Source organism: Spirosoma sp. KUDC1026 (genome assembly GCF_013375035.1).
In the GTDB taxonomy this organism is placed as follows: domain Bacteria; phylum Bacteroidota; class Bacteroidia; order Cytophagales; family Spirosomataceae; genus Spirosoma.
In genome coordinates this window covers 4,274,453-4,293,929 of the sequence record NZ_CP056032.1, presented here as the reverse complement: position 1 = coordinate 4,293,929, position 19,477 = coordinate 4,274,453, and the positions used below count along the sequence as shown (strand labels likewise).

Annotated in this window: 16 protein-coding genes and 1 tRNA gene; 11 read left to right on the top strand and 6 right to left on the bottom strand. The window is 52.2% G+C overall.

Annotation, left to right across the window (positions count from 1 at the left end; translation table 11 throughout):
- The first annotated feature begins 60 nt into the window (after positions 1 to 60).
- The gene (locus tag HU175_RS17955; protein WP_176567896.1) at positions 61 to 1,035 is read left to right on the top strand and encodes a gluconolaconase; all 975 of its coding nucleotides are present in this window, start codon (positions 61 to 63) and stop codon (positions 1,033 to 1,035) included.
- Positions 1,036 to 1,122: 87 nt separating this feature from the next.
- Here the strand turns inward: HU175_RS17955 and HU175_RS17950 are convergent, their stop codons facing one another.
- Positions 1,123 to 1,764, bottom strand: coding sequence for a DUF1080 domain-containing protein (locus HU175_RS17950; protein ID WP_176567895.1), 642 nt, complete (start codon positions 1,762 to 1,764; stop codon positions 1,123 to 1,125).
- A gap of 276 nt (positions 1,765 to 2,040) precedes the next feature.
- Between HU175_RS17950 and HU175_RS17945 the strand changes: the two genes are divergently transcribed.
- The gene (locus tag HU175_RS17945) at positions 2,041 to 3,564 is read left to right on the top strand and encodes a glycoside hydrolase family 32 protein (RefSeq protein ID WP_176567894.1); all 1,524 of its coding nucleotides are present in this window, start codon (positions 2,041 to 2,043) and stop codon (positions 3,562 to 3,564) included.
- A gap of 32 nt (positions 3,565 to 3,596) precedes the next feature.
- On the opposite strand, the gene HU175_RS17940 is transcribed toward HU175_RS17945, so the two are convergent.
- Positions 3,597 to 3,761, bottom strand: coding sequence for a hypothetical protein (locus tag HU175_RS17940; protein WP_176567893.1), 165 nt, complete (start codon positions 3,759 to 3,761; stop codon positions 3,597 to 3,599).
- A gap of 308 nt (positions 3,762 to 4,069) precedes the next feature.
- On the opposite strand from HU175_RS17940, the gene HU175_RS17935 reads away from it, so the two are divergent.
- The 5 genes from HU175_RS17935 to HU175_RS17915 all read left to right on the top strand — a co-directional run bounded on the left by HU175_RS17935 (position 4,070) and on the right by HU175_RS17915 (position 7,959).
- Positions 4,070 to 4,951 carry a cell division protein FtsX gene (locus tag HU175_RS17935; RefSeq protein WP_176567892.1) on the top strand — a complete coding sequence of 294 codons (882 nt, stop codon included), beginning with the start codon at positions 4,070 to 4,072 and terminating at the stop codon, positions 4,949 to 4,951.
- 71 nt (positions 4,952 to 5,022) lie between these two features.
- Positions 5,023 to 5,379: a DUF3098 domain-containing protein gene (locus HU175_RS17930; RefSeq protein WP_176567891.1), complete on the top strand. Its 357-nt coding sequence runs from the start codon at positions 5,023 to 5,025 to the stop codon at positions 5,377 to 5,379.
- A 78-nt stretch (positions 5,380 to 5,457) separates the two neighbouring features.
- The gene (locus tag HU175_RS17925) at positions 5,458 to 6,303 is read left to right on the top strand and encodes an undecaprenyl-diphosphate phosphatase (RefSeq protein ID WP_176567890.1); all 846 of its coding nucleotides are present in this window, start codon (positions 5,458 to 5,460) and stop codon (positions 6,301 to 6,303) included.
- Position 6,304: 1 nt separating this feature from the next.
- The gene (gene truB, locus HU175_RS17920; RefSeq protein WP_176567889.1) at positions 6,305 to 7,033 is read left to right on the top strand and encodes a tRNA pseudouridine(55) synthase TruB; all 729 of its coding nucleotides are present in this window, start codon (positions 6,305 to 6,307) and stop codon (positions 7,031 to 7,033) included.
- Positions 7,030 to 7,959, top strand: coding sequence for a bifunctional riboflavin kinase/FAD synthetase (locus HU175_RS17915; RefSeq protein WP_176567888.1), 930 nt, complete (start codon positions 7,030 to 7,032; stop codon positions 7,957 to 7,959). The genes truB and HU175_RS17915 overlap by 4 nt, the downstream gene beginning before the upstream one ends.
- Here HU175_RS17915 and HU175_RS17910 read toward each other — a convergent pair whose 3' ends face one another.
- Positions 7,960 to 9,186 carry an NAD(P)/FAD-dependent oxidoreductase gene (locus tag HU175_RS17910; protein WP_176567887.1) on the bottom strand — a complete coding sequence of 409 codons (1,227 nt, stop codon included), beginning with the start codon at positions 9,184 to 9,186 and terminating at the stop codon, positions 7,960 to 7,962. It abuts the gene before it with no gap.
- Between the two features lie 98 nt (positions 9,187 to 9,284).
- On the opposite strand from HU175_RS17910, the gene HU175_RS17905 reads away from it, so the two are divergent.
- Positions 9,285 to 10,346 (top strand): DNA/RNA non-specific endonuclease, encoded by a 1,062-nt coding sequence (locus HU175_RS17905; RefSeq protein ID WP_176567886.1) that lies wholly within the window; start codon positions 9,285 to 9,287, stop codon positions 10,344 to 10,346.
- Here the strand turns inward: HU175_RS17905 and HU175_RS17900 are convergent.
- Positions 10,343 to 10,795, bottom strand: a complete 453-nt coding sequence (locus HU175_RS17900; RefSeq protein WP_176567885.1) for a hypothetical protein — start codon at positions 10,793 to 10,795, stop codon at positions 10,343 to 10,345. The genes HU175_RS17905 and HU175_RS17900 overlap by 4 nt on opposite strands.
- Positions 10,796 to 10,800: 5 nt before the next feature.
- Positions 10,801 to 12,063, bottom strand: a complete 1,263-nt coding sequence (locus HU175_RS17895) for an asparagine synthetase B (RefSeq protein ID WP_176567884.1) — start codon at positions 12,061 to 12,063, stop codon at positions 10,801 to 10,803.
- 176 nt (positions 12,064 to 12,239) lie between these two features.
- Here HU175_RS17895 and HU175_RS17890 point away from each other — a divergent pair, with 176 nt between their 5' ends.
- The 3 genes from HU175_RS17890 to HU175_RS17880 all read left to right on the top strand — a co-directional run bounded on the left by HU175_RS17890 (position 12,240) and on the right by HU175_RS17880 (position 18,043).
- Positions 12,240 to 13,481, top strand: a complete 1,242-nt coding sequence (locus HU175_RS17890; protein ID WP_176569267.1) for an ABC transporter permease — start codon at positions 12,240 to 12,242, stop codon at positions 13,479 to 13,481.
- A gap of 170 nt (positions 13,482 to 13,651) precedes the next feature.
- Positions 13,652 to 13,735, top strand: a tRNA-Leu gene (locus HU175_RS17885).
- A 489-nt stretch (positions 13,736 to 14,224) separates the two neighbouring features.
- Positions 14,225 to 18,043, top strand: a complete 3,819-nt coding sequence (locus HU175_RS17880; protein ID WP_176567883.1) for a class I SAM-dependent DNA methyltransferase — start codon at positions 14,225 to 14,227, stop codon at positions 18,041 to 18,043.
- A 185-nt stretch (positions 18,044 to 18,228) separates the two neighbouring features.
- On the opposite strand, the gene HU175_RS17875 is transcribed toward HU175_RS17880, so the two are convergent.
- Complete coding sequence (locus tag HU175_RS17875; RefSeq protein WP_176567882.1) at positions 18,229 to 19,356, bottom strand: acyltransferase family protein; 1,128 nt, start codon at positions 19,354 to 19,356, stop codon at positions 18,229 to 18,231.
- Positions 19,357 to 19,477 lie beyond the last annotated feature (121 nt).

The window sequence follows — 19,477 nt, the reverse complement described above, 5'->3', positions numbered from 1 at the left end:
CGATTCCGGTTTTTAGTGACAAGATCAATCAAGTGTTGATACATTAAAACCAGACTCGTAATGAAACGAACGCTTCTTCCGTATTCTCTACTCTTTGCCGGTTTACTCGGACTAACCAGTTGCGAAGACCACCGCAACAGTCCAAATGCCCCGTTCCCGGAACGGATTAACTTTGTCGCCAGCCGGCAGTATCCAGAAGGTATCGCTTACTCGTCGCAGCTGGGGAAATTCCTGGTTTCGTCGCTGACGCAAGGGAAAGTGGGTACCGTTGATACGGACGGCCGGTACGCTGATTTGTTGTCGTCGCCCGAAATGATCAGCAGCTTCGGGATGAGGGTGGCAGGTGAGCGGTTGTTTGTCTGCGTGGGCGACCGGAATATCTCATCGAAGAGCATCGAGGCAACGGCATTCAAAACCGCCGAACTGCACGTCTACAACCTGAACTCCCGCCAGCTGGAACGCCGGACCGTACTGGGAACTCTGCTCCCCGACGCGCGTCACCTGGCCAACGACCTGGCCCTGACCCCGGATGGAACGGTGTACGTAACAGATTCTTTCTCACCAATCATTTACCGGGTAACACCAACGGGGCAGGCCAGCATTCTGGTGAATGATCCCCGCTTTTCGAGCGCTACGTTCGGTCTGAACGGGATCGTGTATCACCCGAGCAACTACCTGATCGTCGCCCAGACGGGTGCCGGTAAACTCTATAAAGTGGATCTGGCCAACGGCAACACCATCACCGAAGTTGGCGGGCTACCCAGTCTGCCCGGCGATGGGCTGGCCTGGCTGAACAACGACTTATATGTCGTGACAGGAAGCGGGAGTCGGGTGGCGCAGGTACGCAGCACCGACAACTGGCAAACGGCCTCCATCGTCAAAACCGACGAAGCGGGTTACTACCAGGCAACGACTAACGTAGCGGTCAACAACCAGATATACAGCCTGAACGCCCGCATCGGCGAAACCGGCGCTGGTGTGGGAAACCCCAACGTCCTGCAAGCCAACGATTACAGCATTCAGCGGTTCAAATAGGAACAAGGAATAAGGGGAGAAAGGAACAAGGAAAGCTTCATACGGCCTTTCTTGTTCCTTTCTCCCCTTATTCCTTGTCCCAAACTCTTAATCTTCTACCTTCAGCATAATGTCCTTAAAGTAGATTACGCTCTTAGGGTCGTGGCCCTGCAGGGCGATGGTACCGCTGCTGAGGTGCCGCATATCTTTGCGACCAGGAGCACGCAGGCTATCGGGCTCGGTATACTCGTTGATGGTTTTGTCGTTTACCTTGATAGTCACGTTGTTATCCTTTACGATGATGTGCTGGGTATACCATTCGCCATCCTTTACGAAGGTGTCTTTTACGTCCTGGAACGAGTAGACGCTCCCCGTTTTACGCCAGTCGGTATGCGTCTGGTTTACCTGGATTTCGTAGCCTTTCGACGGCCAGCCTTTTTCCTGGTAGGCCGTGTGAATAAACATGCCGGAGTTGGCGCCGGGCATCGTTTTTACCTTGGCTTTCCACTCGAAGTTTTTGAAATCGTGATTGCCGACCGGTCCTTCGTAGAACAGGTGCGCACGGGGACCCGCTACCTTGATAGTACCGTCTTCAATGGTAAAGGTGCCGGCATTCTCGCCGACTTTCCAGCCGTTAAACGTTTTTCCGTCAAAAATTTTGACCCAGCCGCCTTTGTAGTGACTCGACCGGAGGGCCAGGCTAACTACCAGCAGGCAGATAAGAGCAGGCAGCAACAGTGCTTTTTTCATAACAGATTTGTGTTTTTATAAAGAGTGATAAACTGGCGCTTTATACCCATTTGCCGATTACCGAGACTAAAAAATAGATCCTAATGTCTAATACGTAGCTAATCAGTAATGAAGTAAGAGAACTGGTAACAGCCCGCATGGACCGTATGCGCCGGTTACACAAAAATGGATTAGGTTAGGGGGTCAATTCTGTTTAAATTACTGAGGAAAGACGTACTTTTCGAATCAAATTATATTGCCCCTTTTATGTTTCGCGCTTTAGCGTGTTTGTTTCTTTTGAAGTTGTCTCCACCAGTGGTTGCTCAGCGATCGCAGGGAGATACGGCGTATGCGCAGGCATTACGTCCGCAGTACCACTATTCATCACGGGTAAACTGGATTAATGACCCCAACGGGCTAGTGTACTACGATGGTGAATATCACCTGTTCTACCAGTACAATCCGTTTGGAATTCGTTGGGGACACATGGGCTGGGGCCATGCGATCAGCCGGGATCTGGTTCACTGGCGGGAACTGTCCCCTGCCATGACCGAAGAGAACGACAAAACGGGCGAACCCGTAATGATTTTCTCGGGCAGCTGCGTTGTTGACAAAGAGAATACCAGTGGGTTTGGCAAGAATGGCGTTGTGCCGATGGTGTCGGTCTTTACCGGGCACAAACCTAATCGCCAGAATCAGCATATTGCCTATAGCCTCGACCGGGGCCGTACCTGGACCAAGTACGATAAGAATCCGGTAATTGACCTCAATAAAAAGGATTTTCGGGACCCCAATGTCTTCTGGCATGAACCCACGCAGCGGTGGGTCATGGTCGTTCTGTTACCAACTGAGAAAAAAACGCTGTTTTACAACTCAACTAACCTGCGCGACTGGACTAAAACGGGGGAGTTTACGGCCGCCGATAGTCCGGCTACGGTCTGGGAATGTCCAAATCTGGTTGAGGTACCCGTCGATGGAACCATCGAACGCAAATGGCTGCTCATGCTGTCGATGGGAAGCCATGGAGCTGCTGGCGGATCGGGCATGCAGTATTACGTGGGCCGTTTCGATGGAAAAACGTTTATCAACGAATCCAAACCGGGCGATGTACGCTACGTTGATTCGGGGAAGGATTACTACGCGGCCATTACGTATAACAACATGCCGGTTCGGGGCAACCGGGGGGCCGTGAGCATTGGGTGGATGAATAACCTGCAATACGCTAATGATCTTCCCACAACACCGTTTCGGGGAGCTATGTCGTTGCCCCGCGAGCTGCGCCTGAGTAAACAGACCGGCGCTACGCCCGCTGATAGACCCCAATACGAACTCCGGCAAAAACCCATTCAGGAGCTGAAATCACTGCTGGGGATTCCCTTCCGCTGGAACGGGGCTGATGTACAGCAACTAAACCAGAGCCTGACCGAAGCCGGGGTTGGCGGGGATACCTACCAGTTATCAGTTGAACTGGACGTTACGAAAGGCGACGCGGGTGTGTGGGTGCGTAAAGGACAGGGCGAACAAACCACCATTGGCTACGACGCTGCCAAACAACAGCTGTACGTCGACCGGACAAAGTCGGGCCAGGTGGCTTTCAAAAAGGAATTTCCGGGCCGCTTTACAACGACACTGAAACCCGATAACGGCAAGATCAACTTACAGATCTGGGTCGATCGGTCATCGGTAGAGGTGTTTGCCAACGAGGGGAAGGCTACTCTGGCAAACTTGATCTTCCCAAAGGAAGAGAGCCGGGGCATCGAGTTTTTTGGTGATGCCGTACGGAACGTAACGATCCAGCCCGTTGACGCCATCTGGAAATAGGCGACGGGATCGATTCTAGGCCCCGAATATTCTTACAACCTGATCCATACCTCATAGAGCGCTACTACGGACAGGAAAGCGCCGAGCAGAACCCCAACCTTGGTCCAGCGCCCCGGCTTGTCGCGGAATAAAAGGACGGCAGAAACGATGAAAAACAGAGCGTAGAGCAGACAGAAGGGAAGAAGTAAGTGTGGCATGAGTAGATGGCTGTTAATCAGCCAGGTACAACAATTGAACCAAACCGCGTTTTTCACTACGTAGCCTGATCAGCCGCCAGTTTCCCGGGAAATCAGCCCATGTTGTTCCGTAAAATTGATAGAGCCGACAGCGGCAACAACGGCGAATTGCGCTGATTTTCCGAAATTGCGCAAAATTGTCGGCCACTTCCTGCGTTGGAAGACTAAGAACAGCTTGCTTGAAGCAGCAACAGACTGTTATTATTTCTTAAATTAAGCCTGGCACTGGCTTTATCCTTTATTTTTGTTTTTACAACACAATCGACTGCATGGCTCGGAGCAAGAAAAAAGTAGGTGCGTATCCCAGCGGCATGATTTTGTTCAGCTTAACGCTGGCCCTGTTTCTGATTGGGTTTTGTGGCTTGCTGGCGATTCAATCGAAGCGCCTGATTACGTACATCCGGGAGAACTACGAGATGCGGGCATTCCTGGACAAGGGACTCGACGACGCGAAGATGCGGCAGTTGCAGCAGACGATCGTTAGCCGGCCTTACGTCCTGCGCAGCAACGATACGGCGCAGGTAAGTCTGGTTACCAAAGACGAAGCGGCCCGGGAGTTTATCGCCGAAACCAAGGAAGACTTTTCGAAGTTTCTGTCCGAAAACCCCCTGCGGGACAGCTACCGGATCAAACTGACCGAGGATTTCTTCGACGAAGCTAAGTTGCAGAGCGTTAAACAGGATCTGGAGCAGATCGACGGTGTTTTTGAAGTCGTGTACCAGGAGAATCTGGTCGATAATATCAACCGGAATATCACCCGGATCTACCTGGTGATGTCGGCTTTCGCCCTGATTCTGCTGCTGATCATTGTCGTACTGATGAACAACACAATCCGGCTGGCGCTGCATTCGCAGCGGATGCTGATTCGTAGTATGCAGCTGGTCGGCGCTACCAACGCCTTCATTACGCGGCCGTTTCTGGGACGAGGTATCTGGCAGGGCTTTCTGGCGGGAGTGATTGCGGTAGTACTGCTGATGGCGGGGCTGCAGGTCGCGCTCAAGAGTCTGCCCGAGTTAAGTACGTTTCAAGACCCCGTACGTATTGCCGCGCTGATGGTGGGTATTGTTGGACTGGGTTCGTTAATTGGGTTTTTCAGTACGTTTCAGGCCGTTAATCGCTATCTTGGCCTGACACTGGACGATTTATATTGATAATACGTTCGTTATTTTTAGACGAACAGGGTACTATTCTTGTTACACAACTAGATAACCGACACAGAATCATGGCAAAAGATAAACAAAGTGGACCGGCTACGCTGGTACGTCCGGAACCGACAGCCACTACGAAAACGACGACGGTAACACCATCGGCCACCCGTCCGATTCCGAGCCGTCCGTCATCCACGCTGGAAGCAGAACGCCGGTCGGCCAATCAGGCAGCTGCCCTGCCATTTGGTCGGCAGAATTATACGCTCATGCTGATTGGCATCGGTGTTATTCTGGCTGGGTTCTTTATCATGAGCCTCGACAAAGAAGAATTCGGGTTTGGTTTCCTGGGGCTGACGCTGGGGCCAATCGTAGTAATGTCCGGATTTGTTCTTGAATTTTTCGCGATTCTGGCCCGTCCCAAGGCCGAATAGCTGTCTAAAGTTGCAGGGTTGCCAAGTTGTACCGTTTTTTGCGGGCAGCTTTGCAACCCTGCAACTTTATAGTATCCAATGGAACTGATTCACGCGATTGCGCTGGCTATCATTGAAGGGCTTACCGAATTTCTACCGGTGTCGTCAACGGGCCACATGATTATCTATTCGTCGCTGGCTGGTATTGCCGGTAACGAGTTCACCAAGCTCTACACGGTTGATGTACAGTTCGGCTGTATTCTGTCGGTGCTCGTGATGTACCACCGGCGCTTTCTGATCGACACCCGTACCGATGACTTTGAGGCCCCTGCCTGGGTCAAGCGTTTCCCACAGCGCATCCAGCGGATGGTTGATTTCTACTTCAAGATTTTTATTGCTTTCCTGCCCGCAGCCGTTATCGGTCTCCTGTTGAACGATTTCATCGATTCGCTGCTCGAAAACGTAACGGTTGTCGCTATTTCGCTGCTGGTGGGTGGCATCATTCTGGTGTTCATCGACAAGATTACCGTCGCCCTTCCCAAAGACCGCGACGTAACAACGCCCGACGCCTTACGGATTGGTTTCTTTCAGTGCATCGCTATGATTCCGGGTGTGTCGCGTTCGGCTGCTACCATCATCGGCGGGATGTACCAGGGGCTGACCCGGACGCAGGCGGCTGAGTTCTCGTTCTTTCTGGCCGTGCCCACCATGGCCGCGGCATCGGGCTACAAACTGCTCAAAACCTATAAGCTGATCCAGGCTGAGGATATCCAGACACTGCTGATTGGCAACGCTATTGCGTTTGTGGTGGGCCTGCTGGCCATCCGGGGCTTCGTCGGTTTTCTGACGCGCTACGGCTTCAAAATTTTTGGCTATTACCGAATCGCGCTGGGATTACTGCTGCTGGGGCTGATGGCCGCTGGCGTAAAACTGGACGTACTCTAACTTGGAAGAAACAAAAAAACAGCCACCCGTTGCCGATCCGGGACAGGTGATCCTGATCGATAAGCCGCTGACGTGGACCTCGTTCGACGTGGCAAATAAGCTCAAATACGCCTGTAAATTCAAGAAAATCGGGCATGCCGGTACGCTGGATCCCCTCGCAACGGGACTGCTGATTCTCTGCACGGGCAAGATGACCAAGCAGATCGACCAGTATCAGGCGCAGGAAAAGGAATATACCGGTACGCTGGTGCTGGGCAAAACCACGCCCTCCGTCGATCTGGAAACGGAATTTGACGCGGAGTTCGATACGACGGGTATTACGTCCGAAGCCATTGAGGAAGCAGCCCGCCAACTGACCGGCGATATTCTCCAGGTGCCGCCCATCTACTCGGCGGTGCGTGTTAACGGCGAACGGCTGTACGAAAAAGCACGTCGGGGCGAAACGGCCGATCATGTCGACGGGGGCATCAAAAGTCGTCAGGTAACGGTGTCGGTATTTGAAACCGATGCCTCTCGCTTCCCGGAAGTCGACTTTCGGATTGTTTGTTCGAAAGGGACGTATATTCGCAGTCTGGTTCGCGATCTAGGGCTTTTGTTGAACAACGGTGCTTACATGAGCGCCCTGCGCCGGACCCGAATTGGCAGCTTCCGCATCGAAGACGCCAATTCGCTCGATAGTTTTATTGCTAAGTGCCGTGCTGAATTACCACCAGCCGCTTCATCGTTATGATTATTCACCGTGGTCTTGATGACCTTCAGCCCATAACCAATGCCGTTGTCACCAGCGGTACGTTCGATGGTGTACACCGGGGTCACCAGACCATTCTGGCCCGCCTGACTGAAGTTGCCAAAACCAGCGGGGGCGAGTCGGTGCTGATTACGTACTGGCCCCATCCCCGAACCGTGGTCTCGAACGACGGGCAGGAACTTCGATTGCTGACTACGCTGGAGGAGAAAATTGACCTGCTCGATCAGGCGGGGGTAGATCACCTGGTGGTGATCCCGTTCACGCGCGACTTCTCGCAGCTTTCTTCTGAAGAATTTATTCGCCAGATTCTGATCGATAAAATTGGTACGCAGAAACTCGTGATTGGCTACGATCACCGCTTTGGGCGCGACCGCGAGGGAGGCTTCGATTACATTCAGGCTCACCAGAGCGATTATGGGTTCACCGTCGAGGAAATCCCGCGGCAGGACGTTGAGGCCGTGGGTGTCAGCTCATCCAAGATCCGCAATGCGCTGAACGAAGGCAACGTTCACACGGCTAACCTGTTTCTTGGTCGGCCGTATAATCTGACCGGAACGATCGTGAAAGGGCGGCAGCTCGGCCGTACCATCGGCTTTCCCACGGCGAACCTACAGATCGACGATCCGTCCAAGCTGGTTCCGGCCAATGGTGTGTACGCGGTTGATGTGCGCTACGGCGGGCAATTGATGGGAGGGATGCTTAATATTGGTTTTCGGCCCACCGTTGCGGGTACGCACCAGACCATCGAAACCTACATTTTTGACTTTGATAAGGACATTTACGGCGAACACATGACGCTCCAATTCCGGGAGTTTCTGCGTCCGGAGCAGAAATTTAATGGACTTCCTGCACTTGTAGCCCAGCTGAAACAGGATGAGGATTCGGTCAGGGCGGTATTGGCGCAGTAACTACCGTCCGATATTCGTACCGGCCACGTACCCGGTTGTCCAGGCGCTCTGAAAGTTAAAGCCGCCCGTAATACCGTCTACGTCCAGCACTTCGCCCGCGAAGAACAGACCCGGCTGGGCCTTGCTTTCGAGCGTTTGCGGATTCAGACTCCCCAGGTTGATACCGCCACAGGTAACAAATTCATCCTTGAACGTACTCTTGCCCACAACCTGAAACTGACTGTTCGTTAACCGCTCAATCAGTCGGTTCAGGGGCTTGGCGGGCAGGTCGGCCCAGCGTTGCTCCCCGCTGATACCAGCTGCTTCGGCGAAATGCTGCCACAGGCGGGACGGTAATCCTACTGGGTTCTGGGACGTTACCTGTTTTTTGCCGTTTTGCTGCCGGAAATCCTGCAGCGTGTTGCGCAACTGCGCTTCGTTGAGCGTTGGCACCCAATTGACACGTAGCATGAACTGGTAATCCACTTCGGCCAGCACCCGGGCCGCCCAGGCCGACAAGCGTAAGATCGCCGGACCGCTAAAGCCCCAGTGGGTCAGCAGGAGCGGGCCGCGCTGTTCCTGTTTCGTGCCCACAATGGATACGCCCGCATCCTGAACCGACACCCCCGCCATCGATAGTAGCGGGCTATCCGGTACGTTGAACGTAAAGAGCGATGGCACTGGCGAGAGCAGCGGCTCGGCCTGCGTCGGGAGCCAGTCGTAGGAGGGAAGCTGTGGATAGCCGCCCGTAGCGACCAGTACCCGGTCTACGTTCATCACCTCACCGGAGAGCAGTGTCATCCGCCAGCCACCTGTTTCCAGAGGAGTCAGACTGGTGACGCCACTGCTCGTACGGATTTCGATTCTGGCCTTTCTGGCTGTCGTCAGCAGGCAGTCAATGATGGTCTCGGAGGTGTTGGTTTCGGGAAACATCCGTCCATCGGCTTCCGTTTTCAGGCGGACGCCCCGTTGCTCGAACCAACCGATCGTGGCGTTGGCATCGAAAAAGTTAAAGAGCGACCGTAGTGGTTTTTCACCCCGCGGGTAGTGTTTCACCAGTTGCCGATTGTCGAAACAGGCATGGGTAACGTTGCAGCGCCCACCCCCCGAAATACGGACCTTGTTCAGTACGGTGCGATTTTTTTCGAAGATGATAACGCGGGCATTCGGAAAGGTTTCGGCGGCTGTGATGGCGCCAAAGAAACCGGCTGCGCCCCCGCCAATAACGGCAATGGTTGGTGATGACATGCCGAAAAAACAGCGATGAGCGGTTTGTAGTTCGTCATACGGGGGCGCTGAATAAACGTTTATGCGGATGACCCTGACTAACCCGTACCTTTACCGCTATGTTTTTCAAACCACGTTTCTCGACCAGCAAATACCACCGTCGGGGCTTCCGGCCGCGCGGCAACGTCCTTTTCCTGCTGCTCATCTTTTTCCTGATTGCCTTATTTCTCCACTACGGCGGCCGTACAAAACCCGTAGTGGCGTTCTGGAACGACCTGCGCAGTCTGGTCGGTATCGGCCCGTCGCACCGGGAGCGGGATGATAACCCGTATAAAGCGCCGGAGCCGGAGGAAGACGTAGCGTCCGACGAGAAACCGCATCGGAAACGAAAAAAACGTACTGAGGAGGGCTCCGCCAGCGATACGCAGGGACAAACGTCCCGCGGGCAGAGTGAAAACAAACGGTTTGATTTCGAAAACCAGGTCGATTTTATGCTCCCTGGCCTCAAAGCCAGCGATGATGTAATCCGGCATGAAGGGTACACGCTTCGCTACGTCGACCGCTACAAAGTAGCCGACTGGGTAGCCTACCCCTTACTAGCCTATAAAATCAGCGGGGATGCCGATCGGGAAGGAGAACAGTTTCAACCCGACCCGGAGGTGAAAAGTGGAACAGCTTTATCGTCTGATTATACCCGATCTGGCTACGACCGGGGGCACCTGGCTCCGGCGGGCGACTTCAAATTTTCGCAGCGGATGATGCGCGAAACGTTCTACATGAGCAATATCGCTCCACAAGCTCCTCAGTTTAACCGAGGAATCTGGAAAGAACTCGAAGAGCAGGTCCGGCGCTGGGCCGTGCGCGATAATGGTCTCTACGTTATCACAGGCTCGGTTCTGAAACCCGGTATGCCGACCATTGGAAAGGCAAACCAGGTAAGTGTGCCTCCGCAGTTTTACAAGGTTATTCTGTACTGCAATAATCCTGAGATCAGGATGGTAGGTTTCCTGCTTGATAATGAGGAGTCGGAGAGTTCGCTGCAGCAGTTTGTGGTACCAGTCGACCAGATTGAGAAACTAACAGGAATCGACTTTTTCCCCAAGCTGCCCGACGATCTGGAGAAGAAGCTGGAAAGCAAGCGACGGAGCGAAGTCGTTGCCGAATGGTTTTCGGCGTTTTAGTGAGCCACTGGATGCTGCTGCAGGAACGACCGGAGTTCATAGGGGCGCTGCGTACCAATGGTAATAACCCGGTTCTTATTCCGCACGATCCGCAGCCCCTGGTTACCGGCGACGTTGTACACCCACCCATCGAATCCTAACCGGATGCCGTAACCAACAAAGCTGTATTGCTCGACGGTCATGGCGTTAACGTCCGACCAGGGAATGGTTCGCCACGGCACTACCGGAAATACCCGATAATGAATGCCTTCGGCATCCAGCCGGGTGTCCAGTCGCCAGGTATATAAGAGGACACCGATCAGCCCGAGGACGATAACACCGCCCCACGCAACGGGTTCGTCGCGGGCTTCCGTAGTCACCAAGGGGACGATGGTGACTACGGAAGCCAGACCGAGCAGGGCCCACAGCCACCACTGGCGAAAGCGCTGCGTTTCGGAGAAAGTATCCATCGGGCCTACGTTTTCTGCTTCTTCTTCTTGGCGGCAGGGAACAGAATGTTATTCAGAATCAGGCGATAACCGGCTGAGTTGGGATGCAGATTCAGATCGGTTGGCTCCTCGTTGATTTCGTGCCGATAGTCTTCCGGATCGTGACCACCGTAGAACGTAAAGAAGCCGCGGCCATAGGGCGAGTGAATATACCGTGCTTCACTGGCGGCCCGGTTTTCGGCCAGGATAATCACTTCGGGTTTGATCAGATTCTTCTTAAATGCCGTCGTTTGCCCCATAAAGCCTTTGATGACGTTCTGGTGGTTTTGCGTCAGCATCGTCGGAATGGGATCGTATTTCGCCGAGAACTGGAACAGGGTGAAATAATCGTTGTGCTCGTTGAGCCCCCGTTCCTCAGGCTGGTTGTCGATGTTCGAGAATTCGATCATGTACGGATTCGTGTACACCTGAAAATTCCGGAACGCAAACGTCTGGCTGTAGTCCAGTTTGTTGTTGGCAGCCGGGTCGGCCGGGTCGCCGTCGTAGAAGGCTTCAACGATGTCGGTGTTATGCGAGGCCAGGGCAATGTCGTACGTATCGGTAGCGTTGCACATGGCAAACAGGTACCCGCCACCCAGGACAAACTCCCGAATTTTCTGCGATACGGCCAGCTTCAGCTGGGGAATTTTCGTGAAGCCGAACTTCCGCGATATGGTTTCGGCCTCCTGTTTCTGCGCGATATACCAGGGCTGATCTTTGAAATGAAAAAACTTACCAAACTGACCCGTAAAATCCTCGTGGTGCAGGTGCAGCCAGTCGTATTCGGGTAGTTTGCCGTTCATCACTTCCTCGTCGAACACGACGTCATACGGAATCTCGGCGTAGGTCATTACCATCGTCACGGCATCATCCCAGGGCTGTTTGGTCTTGGGTGAGTAAACCGCCACTTTGGGGGGCTTCTGGAGCTTGACAGCGTCCATGTTAGCGTCGGGTGCGGCTACTTCGGCCAGAATCTGGCCAGCCTGGGCTTCAGAAATGACTTCATAACTAACCCCCCGGATGACCATCTCGTTGATGAACGACTGGCTCTGTGGCATCATAAACGCCCCCCCCCGGTAATTTAGCAGCCAGTCAATTTCCGTATCGTGCGTTTTCAGCACCCAATACGCAATACCATAGGCTTTGAGGTGATTCTTCTGGGAATCGTCCATCGGAATCAGAATTCTGGACGCCCAAACTCGGCCGGTCAATGTCAAAAGGAGGATAAGCGGTAACAACAGCCGTTTCATTGGTTTTCCCATTAAGAATGCGCGTGCTAGTTTTGTTATAACGAAAGATAAGCAATTATTGTGCAGGGTTTAATTAAGAATGAGTGATTGAGCGAATGAGTGAATAGCTGGCGCAAGTTTTTTTCCGGATGGCTATTCACTCATTCGCTCAATCACTCATTCACTCATTGTTACAGATGAACTTCCTCGAAAACATTCGTGAAGGACTGCGGTCGATTGCGGGCAACCGCCTGCGAACGATCCTGACCTCGTTGATTATTGCCATTGGTATTACGTCGCTGGTGGGGATTCTGACCGCTATCGACGGGATACAACGGTCCGTAAACAGTAGTTTTGCTGATCTCGGAGCCAATACGTTTTCGATTGTAAACCGTGAGGAACAGGGTCGGCGGGGGGGGCGGGTGCAGAAAAAAGTGGAGCCCATTACGTATCTGGAAGCTTCGCAATACAAACGAATATTCCCCTACGAAAGGACGACCATTGCGATCTCATCTGTGGTGACCAGCTCGGCGCAGGCTAAATTCGGCTCCCGCAAAACGAACCCCAATGTCATGCTGGTGGGGGGCGATGAAGCGTATCTGCCCGTAAAAGGATTTTCATTGCAGGCGGGCCGCAACCTGACCACCAACGACATAAAATACAGCCAGAACGTAGCCATCGTGGGTAATGAGATCGTTGGCTCCCTGTTTAATCAACGGCTGAATCCCCTAAATCAGGTCATTCGGGTATCGGGCGTACAGTATAAAATTATTGGCGTGCTGGCCAAAAAAGGCGGGCTTACGGGGGGCGGAGACGACCGGATCGTGCTGGTTCCGCTCGGGAGTGCGCGGGCGCTGGCCGGATCGCAGCAACTGACGTTTGACATCACGACGGCGGTGCCCACCAACGCCAGCCAGGACGAGGTGGTTGGCGAAGCCCAGGGCGTGATGCGGCAGGTCCGTCACGACCGGCTGGGCCAGCCCGATTCGTTCGAAATTCAGCGGGCCGACGATCTGCTGAAAGAAACCGACAACATTACGGGCTATCTGCGCATGGGTGGATTTGGCATCGGCTTCATTACGTTGCTGGGGGCTTCCATTGCCCTGCTCAACATCATGCTGGTGTCGGTGACGGAGCGTACCCGCGAAATTGGTATCCGAAAGTCGCTCGGTGCTACGCCCAAACGCATCCGCGAGCAATTCCTGATCGAGGCTATTGTCATCTGTTTATTGGGTGGTGTCGGGGGCATCGTGCTTGGATTAGCTATCGGTAACCTCATTGCGAGTGTCGTCAGCCAGGGGCAGGGTAGTTTTGTCGTACCCTGGCTGTGGATGCTGGTTGGCCTGGTCGTCTGTGTGGGCGTAGGCTTGTTTGCCGGAATCTACCCCGCCGTCCGCGCGTCGAAGCTGGACCCGATCGAAGCGTTGCGGTATGAATGATGGGGAGGGAGGAGAGGAGAGGAGAGGAGAGGAGAGGAGAGGAGAGGAGAGGGTGGGAAAATATTTCATATTTATTTCATTTTGCTTTTCTCCTTTGCCGGGTTTTTCTACTTTTGCACCCACGTTCGCGTTCAGGGATTGCTGATAAGGCACTCTGAACCGATTCTTAAGCCGGGATGGCGGAATCGGTAGACGCGATGGTCTCAAACACCATTGTCTGCAAGGACATGCCGGTTCGAGTCCGGCTCCCGGTACAATAAACCCTTGTAAATTACTGTTCTTCAGTGGTTTATGAGGGTTTTTGCTTTTGTGTCGAACCAAAAGGTAATTTACTACTTTACCCACCCAACTTTCGGGCAGATACTTTCGGGTTTGGAGAACAAGACCTGACATTACCGGCCTGTTAGGTGTTTTTTATCAAACTCTTCGCTGAGTACCCGCACATCTTCCGGCGTCAGTCTGCAAGGTCGAGGGCGTTAATCAGGGTGATACGCTGCCTGGGTATTACGTACTCCATCCGCTTCATGCAGACCAGGGAATACTCTTTTCATATGTCTGCTTAACGTATACGGTAGCAAGTAGTAGATTGCGCCTTATGTGGCTGGAAACTTTATTTTTGAGGATCATAAAAAAAGCTCCTGAATGTTGGCGGCACACCCAGTTCATTAGGCTACGGTTACGATTTAAGGGATATTTTGCTTTTCAGACTACCCCTCCCCACGCTATTCAATCGACAACAAAGAATGCAGCTTAGAGCCCTCACACCCGCTGAATCCCTTGAAAAGACGTACCGACTACAGCCGAATACCCGCGAAGAGGTAGATAGCTTTAAACGCCACTTCACGCGGCTCCTGGGTCACATCAACGAACGGGAAAGCGAAGAGAATGTAAAAGATCATTTGATGGACTTCCTGAAAGAAGTCTATTACAAAGATGCCCACGTCGTAGCACCGAAGGGAAAAACTGATTTTGTCATTCACCTGGGCAAAGACGCTACTACGCAGGCGGGGGTGCTGTTTGAGGTGAAACGACCCGCTAACAAAGGCGAAATGATTACCCGGCAAAGCCTGAACGCAAAGGCATTTCACGAACTGCTGCTGTACTACTTTCAGGAACGCGAACGGTCCAGGAATAGTGATATACGGCACTGCGTCGTAACGAACGTTTACGAATGGTTCATCTTCGACGCGGCTCTGATTGATCGGCTGTTCTATCGCAATACGCATCTGGCCAAAGAATATAAGGCGTGGGCAACGGGGCAAAAGGTAAGCCGCAACAACGAACTGTTTTACAACGAGATTGCCAGGCCGTTCCTGACGCAGTTAGCCGCCGATGAAGCGGCCGGGGAACTTCCCTTTACGTACTTCGATTTGCGGGACTACCAGGCCAACGTAGCTGATCAGGACAAGGTAAACGATAAAGCCCTGCTGTCGCTGTTTAAAGTGCTGTCGCCGACGCACTTACTGAAGCTGCCAGCTGCGACGGACAGCAACCGCCTGAACCCAAAGTTCTACGCCGAACTGCTGCATCTGATAGGCCTGGAGGAAATCAAAGACAAGGGCAAAAAGATAATCCGGCGAAAGGAAGCGGGGAACGGTTCGGCGTCCCGACGGGATGAAGGATCGTTGCTGGAAAACACGATCATTGAACTCGATACGGCTAATAAACTGAGCCACATTCAGGACAGGACGCAATACGGCGCAACGAAAGAGGAACAGCTGTTCGGGTTAGCCCTTGAACTGTGCATTACGTGGGTAAACCGGATTCTGTTTCTGAAACTGCTTGAATCGCAGTTGGTAAAGTATCATAACGGCAACCAGGAGTACGCCTTTCTGAAGCCGGATATGATTGCCGACTTTGACGAATTAAATAAGCTGTTTTTTCGGGTGCTGGCAATCAAGCCTTCTGAACGGCAGGCATCCATACAGGCGAAGTTCGGCAAGATCCCGTACCTCAACAGTTCGCTCTTTGAAATCACCGAGTTAGAAGACAGGACAATCAGCGTAAACGGGCTGGATAATGGCCTGAAATTACCGCTGCTGTCGCGAAGCGTATTGAAAGATAACCCGGCGTATAAGCATACCGGCGAATTGAATACGCTGGCTTACCTGTTCGCCTTTCTGGATGCTTATGACTTTGCATCAGAAAGTCGCGAAGAGATTCAGGAAAAGAACCGGACGTTGATCAACGCCAGCGTACTAGGACTGATATTCGAGAAGATCAACGGCTACAAAGACGGGTCGTTCTATACACCGGGCTTCATCACGGAGTATATGTGCCGGGAAACCATTCGGAAAGCCGTTGTGCAGAAGTTTAACGACGCCAAAGGCTGGCACTGTGCCAACTTTGACGACCTCGCGAATAAAGACTTTGACCTTACGGAGGCAAATACCCTTATCAATGAAATACGGTTGTGTGATCCTGCTGTTGGGTCTGGTCACTTTCTGGTGTCGGCACTAAACGAACTAATCGCCGTAAAGTCCGACCTGCGGGTGTTGCAGGATGAAAAAGGCAAACGACTGCGGGGCTATACCGTTGGCGTGCTGAATGATGAACTGGTCGTACTGGATGAGGAAGATGAACCATTCAACTACCAATTACAACCCACTACGGGCAAACCTACGGCCGAACGGCAGCGCATTCAGAAGACGCTGTTCCTGGAAAAGCAGACCATCATTGAAAGCTGTCTGTTTGGGGTCGACATTAATCCCAACTCCGTAAAGATCTGCCGCCTTCGACTCTGGATTGAGTTGCTGAAGAATGCCTATTACACCGATGAATCCGGCTTTGCTGAACTGGAAACCCTGCCCAACATCGACATCAACATCAAACAGGGGAATAGTCTGCTGAGTAAGTTCAGCCTGACCGAAGACCTGAGCGACGTATTCAGAAAGCAGAAGTTCTCCCTGAACGCCTACAAAGACGCAGTGAGGGCTTATAAGGATGCGAAAAGCAAAGACGCCAAAGCCGAACTAGCCCGCTTTATCAGTGAGATAAAAAGCCAGTTCCGCGAATCGGTTATGAACCGCGACCCGCGCCGGAAGAAGCTGGCCGACCTGCGGGGGAAGCGGGCTTTGCTGGACGTAAACATTGACCTCTTCGGCAATACGATCAAAGACGCCAAACTGGTTGAGGTCGAAAAGAAACGGTACGACAAGCTGATTGAGCAGGCCGAAACCGACATTGCCGACGCAGAAAGTAACGTTTTGTACCGGGGGTCGTTTGAATGGCGGTTTGAGTTTCCCGAAGTGCTCAACGAAAAGGGGGGCTTCGTGGGCTTCGATGCCGTAATTGGTAACCCGCCGTACATCCGGCAGGAAGAGTTAGGCGAATCGAAGAAGCTGCTTAAAGTTGACTTCCCGAAGACCTACGCGGGTACGGCCGATTTATACGTGATGTTCGTTGAACACGGGTTGCGGCTCCTGCGGCCAAAGGGTCACTTCGTGTACATTATCCCGAACAAGTGGCTGCGGGCAGGCTACGGGGAAAACCTGCGCAAGTGGCTGAAGACGCTGGCGGTTGAGCAGATTGCCGATTTCGGCGACCTGCCCGTTTTTGATGAAGCGACTACGTATCCAAGTATTTTGAGCATTCAGAATGCACCCGCAACGGGCAATTTCAAATCAGCGCAGATTGATACGCTTACCTACCCCGATGGGTTAGCGGCATTCTTCGACGCTGCCGCCTTTGAGGTGAAAACCGATACGTTACAGGACGAAGGCTGGCAACTGACCAACGCCGGAGTTCAGCAACTTATAGCAAAGCTACGGGCAGCCGGTAAGCCGTTAGGGGAGTACGTACAGGGGAAAATCTACTACGGTATCAAAACCGGACTAAACGAAGCGTTCGTCATTGATGCCGCAACGAAAGATAGGCTAATCACTGAAGACCCGCGCAGTGCCGACGTAATCAAACCTTTTCTGGCAGGTCGGGACGTAAAGCGGTATCAAACGCCGAAAGTGGACAAGTATCTGATTCTTCTTGAAAAGGGTGTTACGAATCGAAAGCGTAAAGGAGAAGACGCCGATATATGGCTGAAAACAACATACCCGCCTATTTACGAATGGTTAAAACCATTTGAGAATAAAGCTAGAATTCGGGCTGATAAAGGTGAATACTGGTGGGAATTGCGGGCCTGCGACTACTACAATGAATTTGAGACAAAAAAAATCGTATTTCCCGATATAGGCATCAAAGTACAAGCAATGTATGACATTGAAGGGACGTATTGCGTTAATACAGCCTACTTCATTCCTGAAGCCGAAAAGTATTTGATTGCGATAATGAATTCAAATACTGTCTTGTATTTCTATACAAATCTCTCAACTGCTATTCGGGGAGGGTATTTGAGATTCTTTAAGCAGTATGTTGAACAGATTCCCGTTCCATTCGCATCGTCTGCACAAAAAGAGATGATCGGGTCAATTGTGGATCAAATACTTGCGATCAAGGCTGCTGATTCAACCGCTGATACGTCAGCACTGGAAGCGGAAATTGACAAAATGGTTTACGAATTATACGGGTTAACAGAAGCCGAAATTGCTATAGTTGAGGGGCGGTAAAGCACCACTTCTGATTAGGCAAGTCAGCGTTGCACCGTTCGACAAAAGCAGAGCTGAACAGGTCGGCAACCACTACCCGCTGTTTGACATAGATGTCGAATCCGGCTCCCGCTATCCGCAAAAAGGCCGCTGAAAAACAGCGGCCTTTTTGCGGTATAAACAGTTGACGCCCACCGGCGATGGGTTTACTGCGCTACTAAAGACGGGGATGGTTCTACAAGAGGTACAGACGTTACCTTACGGAGCAGGCGATTTTTTACATACGTTGCAATCGGTTTTTCCATCCATTCGTAGGCCAGGGCCGCCACTCCCGTTAGGGTCACTAAGAACAGAAGAACTGAGTACCGGTAAGGCCAGCCCGCCCAGGGGTGAACGACTCGTAGAATGAAAATGGCTACGGGAAGTTGCAGAATATACACCCCATAACTAATCTTCCCCAGGTACAAGAAGGGTTTCGTACAAAATAGCTTCGTTACCCAATTGCTACTTAACGATACACTTAGCAATACGAACAAATAGGTAGGGGCAAATATCAGGCTGTTTTTATAGAGGTAAGGGAAAGCACCCATCATCAGACCAATCATCAGTGCCCCGCTGAGGTAGGCCAGGCCATGCATCCACTTCGCCTGTTGTTTGAGTACCTCGAATCGGCGGCATAGGACAAAACCACCTGCCATGCCTACGATAAATTCCGGTACGTGAACGGGTGGCCAGAAAAAGCCCCAGTCCACGGGCATTCCCTGTTGCAGGCATTGATAATGCACCAACAGGCTTCCCAGCCAGACTAGTGTTACGTTCCGTACCAGTCTTGTCGTAGGCTGTTTCAGCATCCAGCTATAGAGAAAAGGAGCTAACAGAGTAAGCAACAGTTCAACACATAACGTCCAGCTTACGTAATTATAGACCAGCGCAAACGAGTATTCAGGATACCAGGCCTGTAAGAGCAGCGCATGAGCCAGAACCTTACCAGTATCTACCGGGGCTACGTCGGCCGTTGGATTCTGGACCAGCTCAATCTGCTGCATGACCAAAGTCAGTAGCAACGCCAGCCAGTGCAGCGGGTAGATTCGAATTAATCGCCTGAATAGCAGCAGCTTTGGTGGAATAGCCGGCGGCAACTGATTGTTCTGATTGATAGATAAAATCAGAACAAATCCGGTCAGTACAAAAAAGAAGCTTAACAGGGTATTTGAATAATGCATCGCGTTACCCAAACCCGGAATACTAAGGATTTCCTGTACCTGACCAAAATGACTCATCAGGACAATGGCAGCCGCGATGTAGCGGAGAAAAGTCAGTTGCGGGAAATACATACGTATAAAGCTGCTTAGTCAACTCCAAAGTATCAATTAGTTAAAGAATACTCAAAAGAGTTGACTAAGCGGTAGCCAGGTACGTATCGAACAGGGTGTATCGTCCCAATAGCCCGTTCAG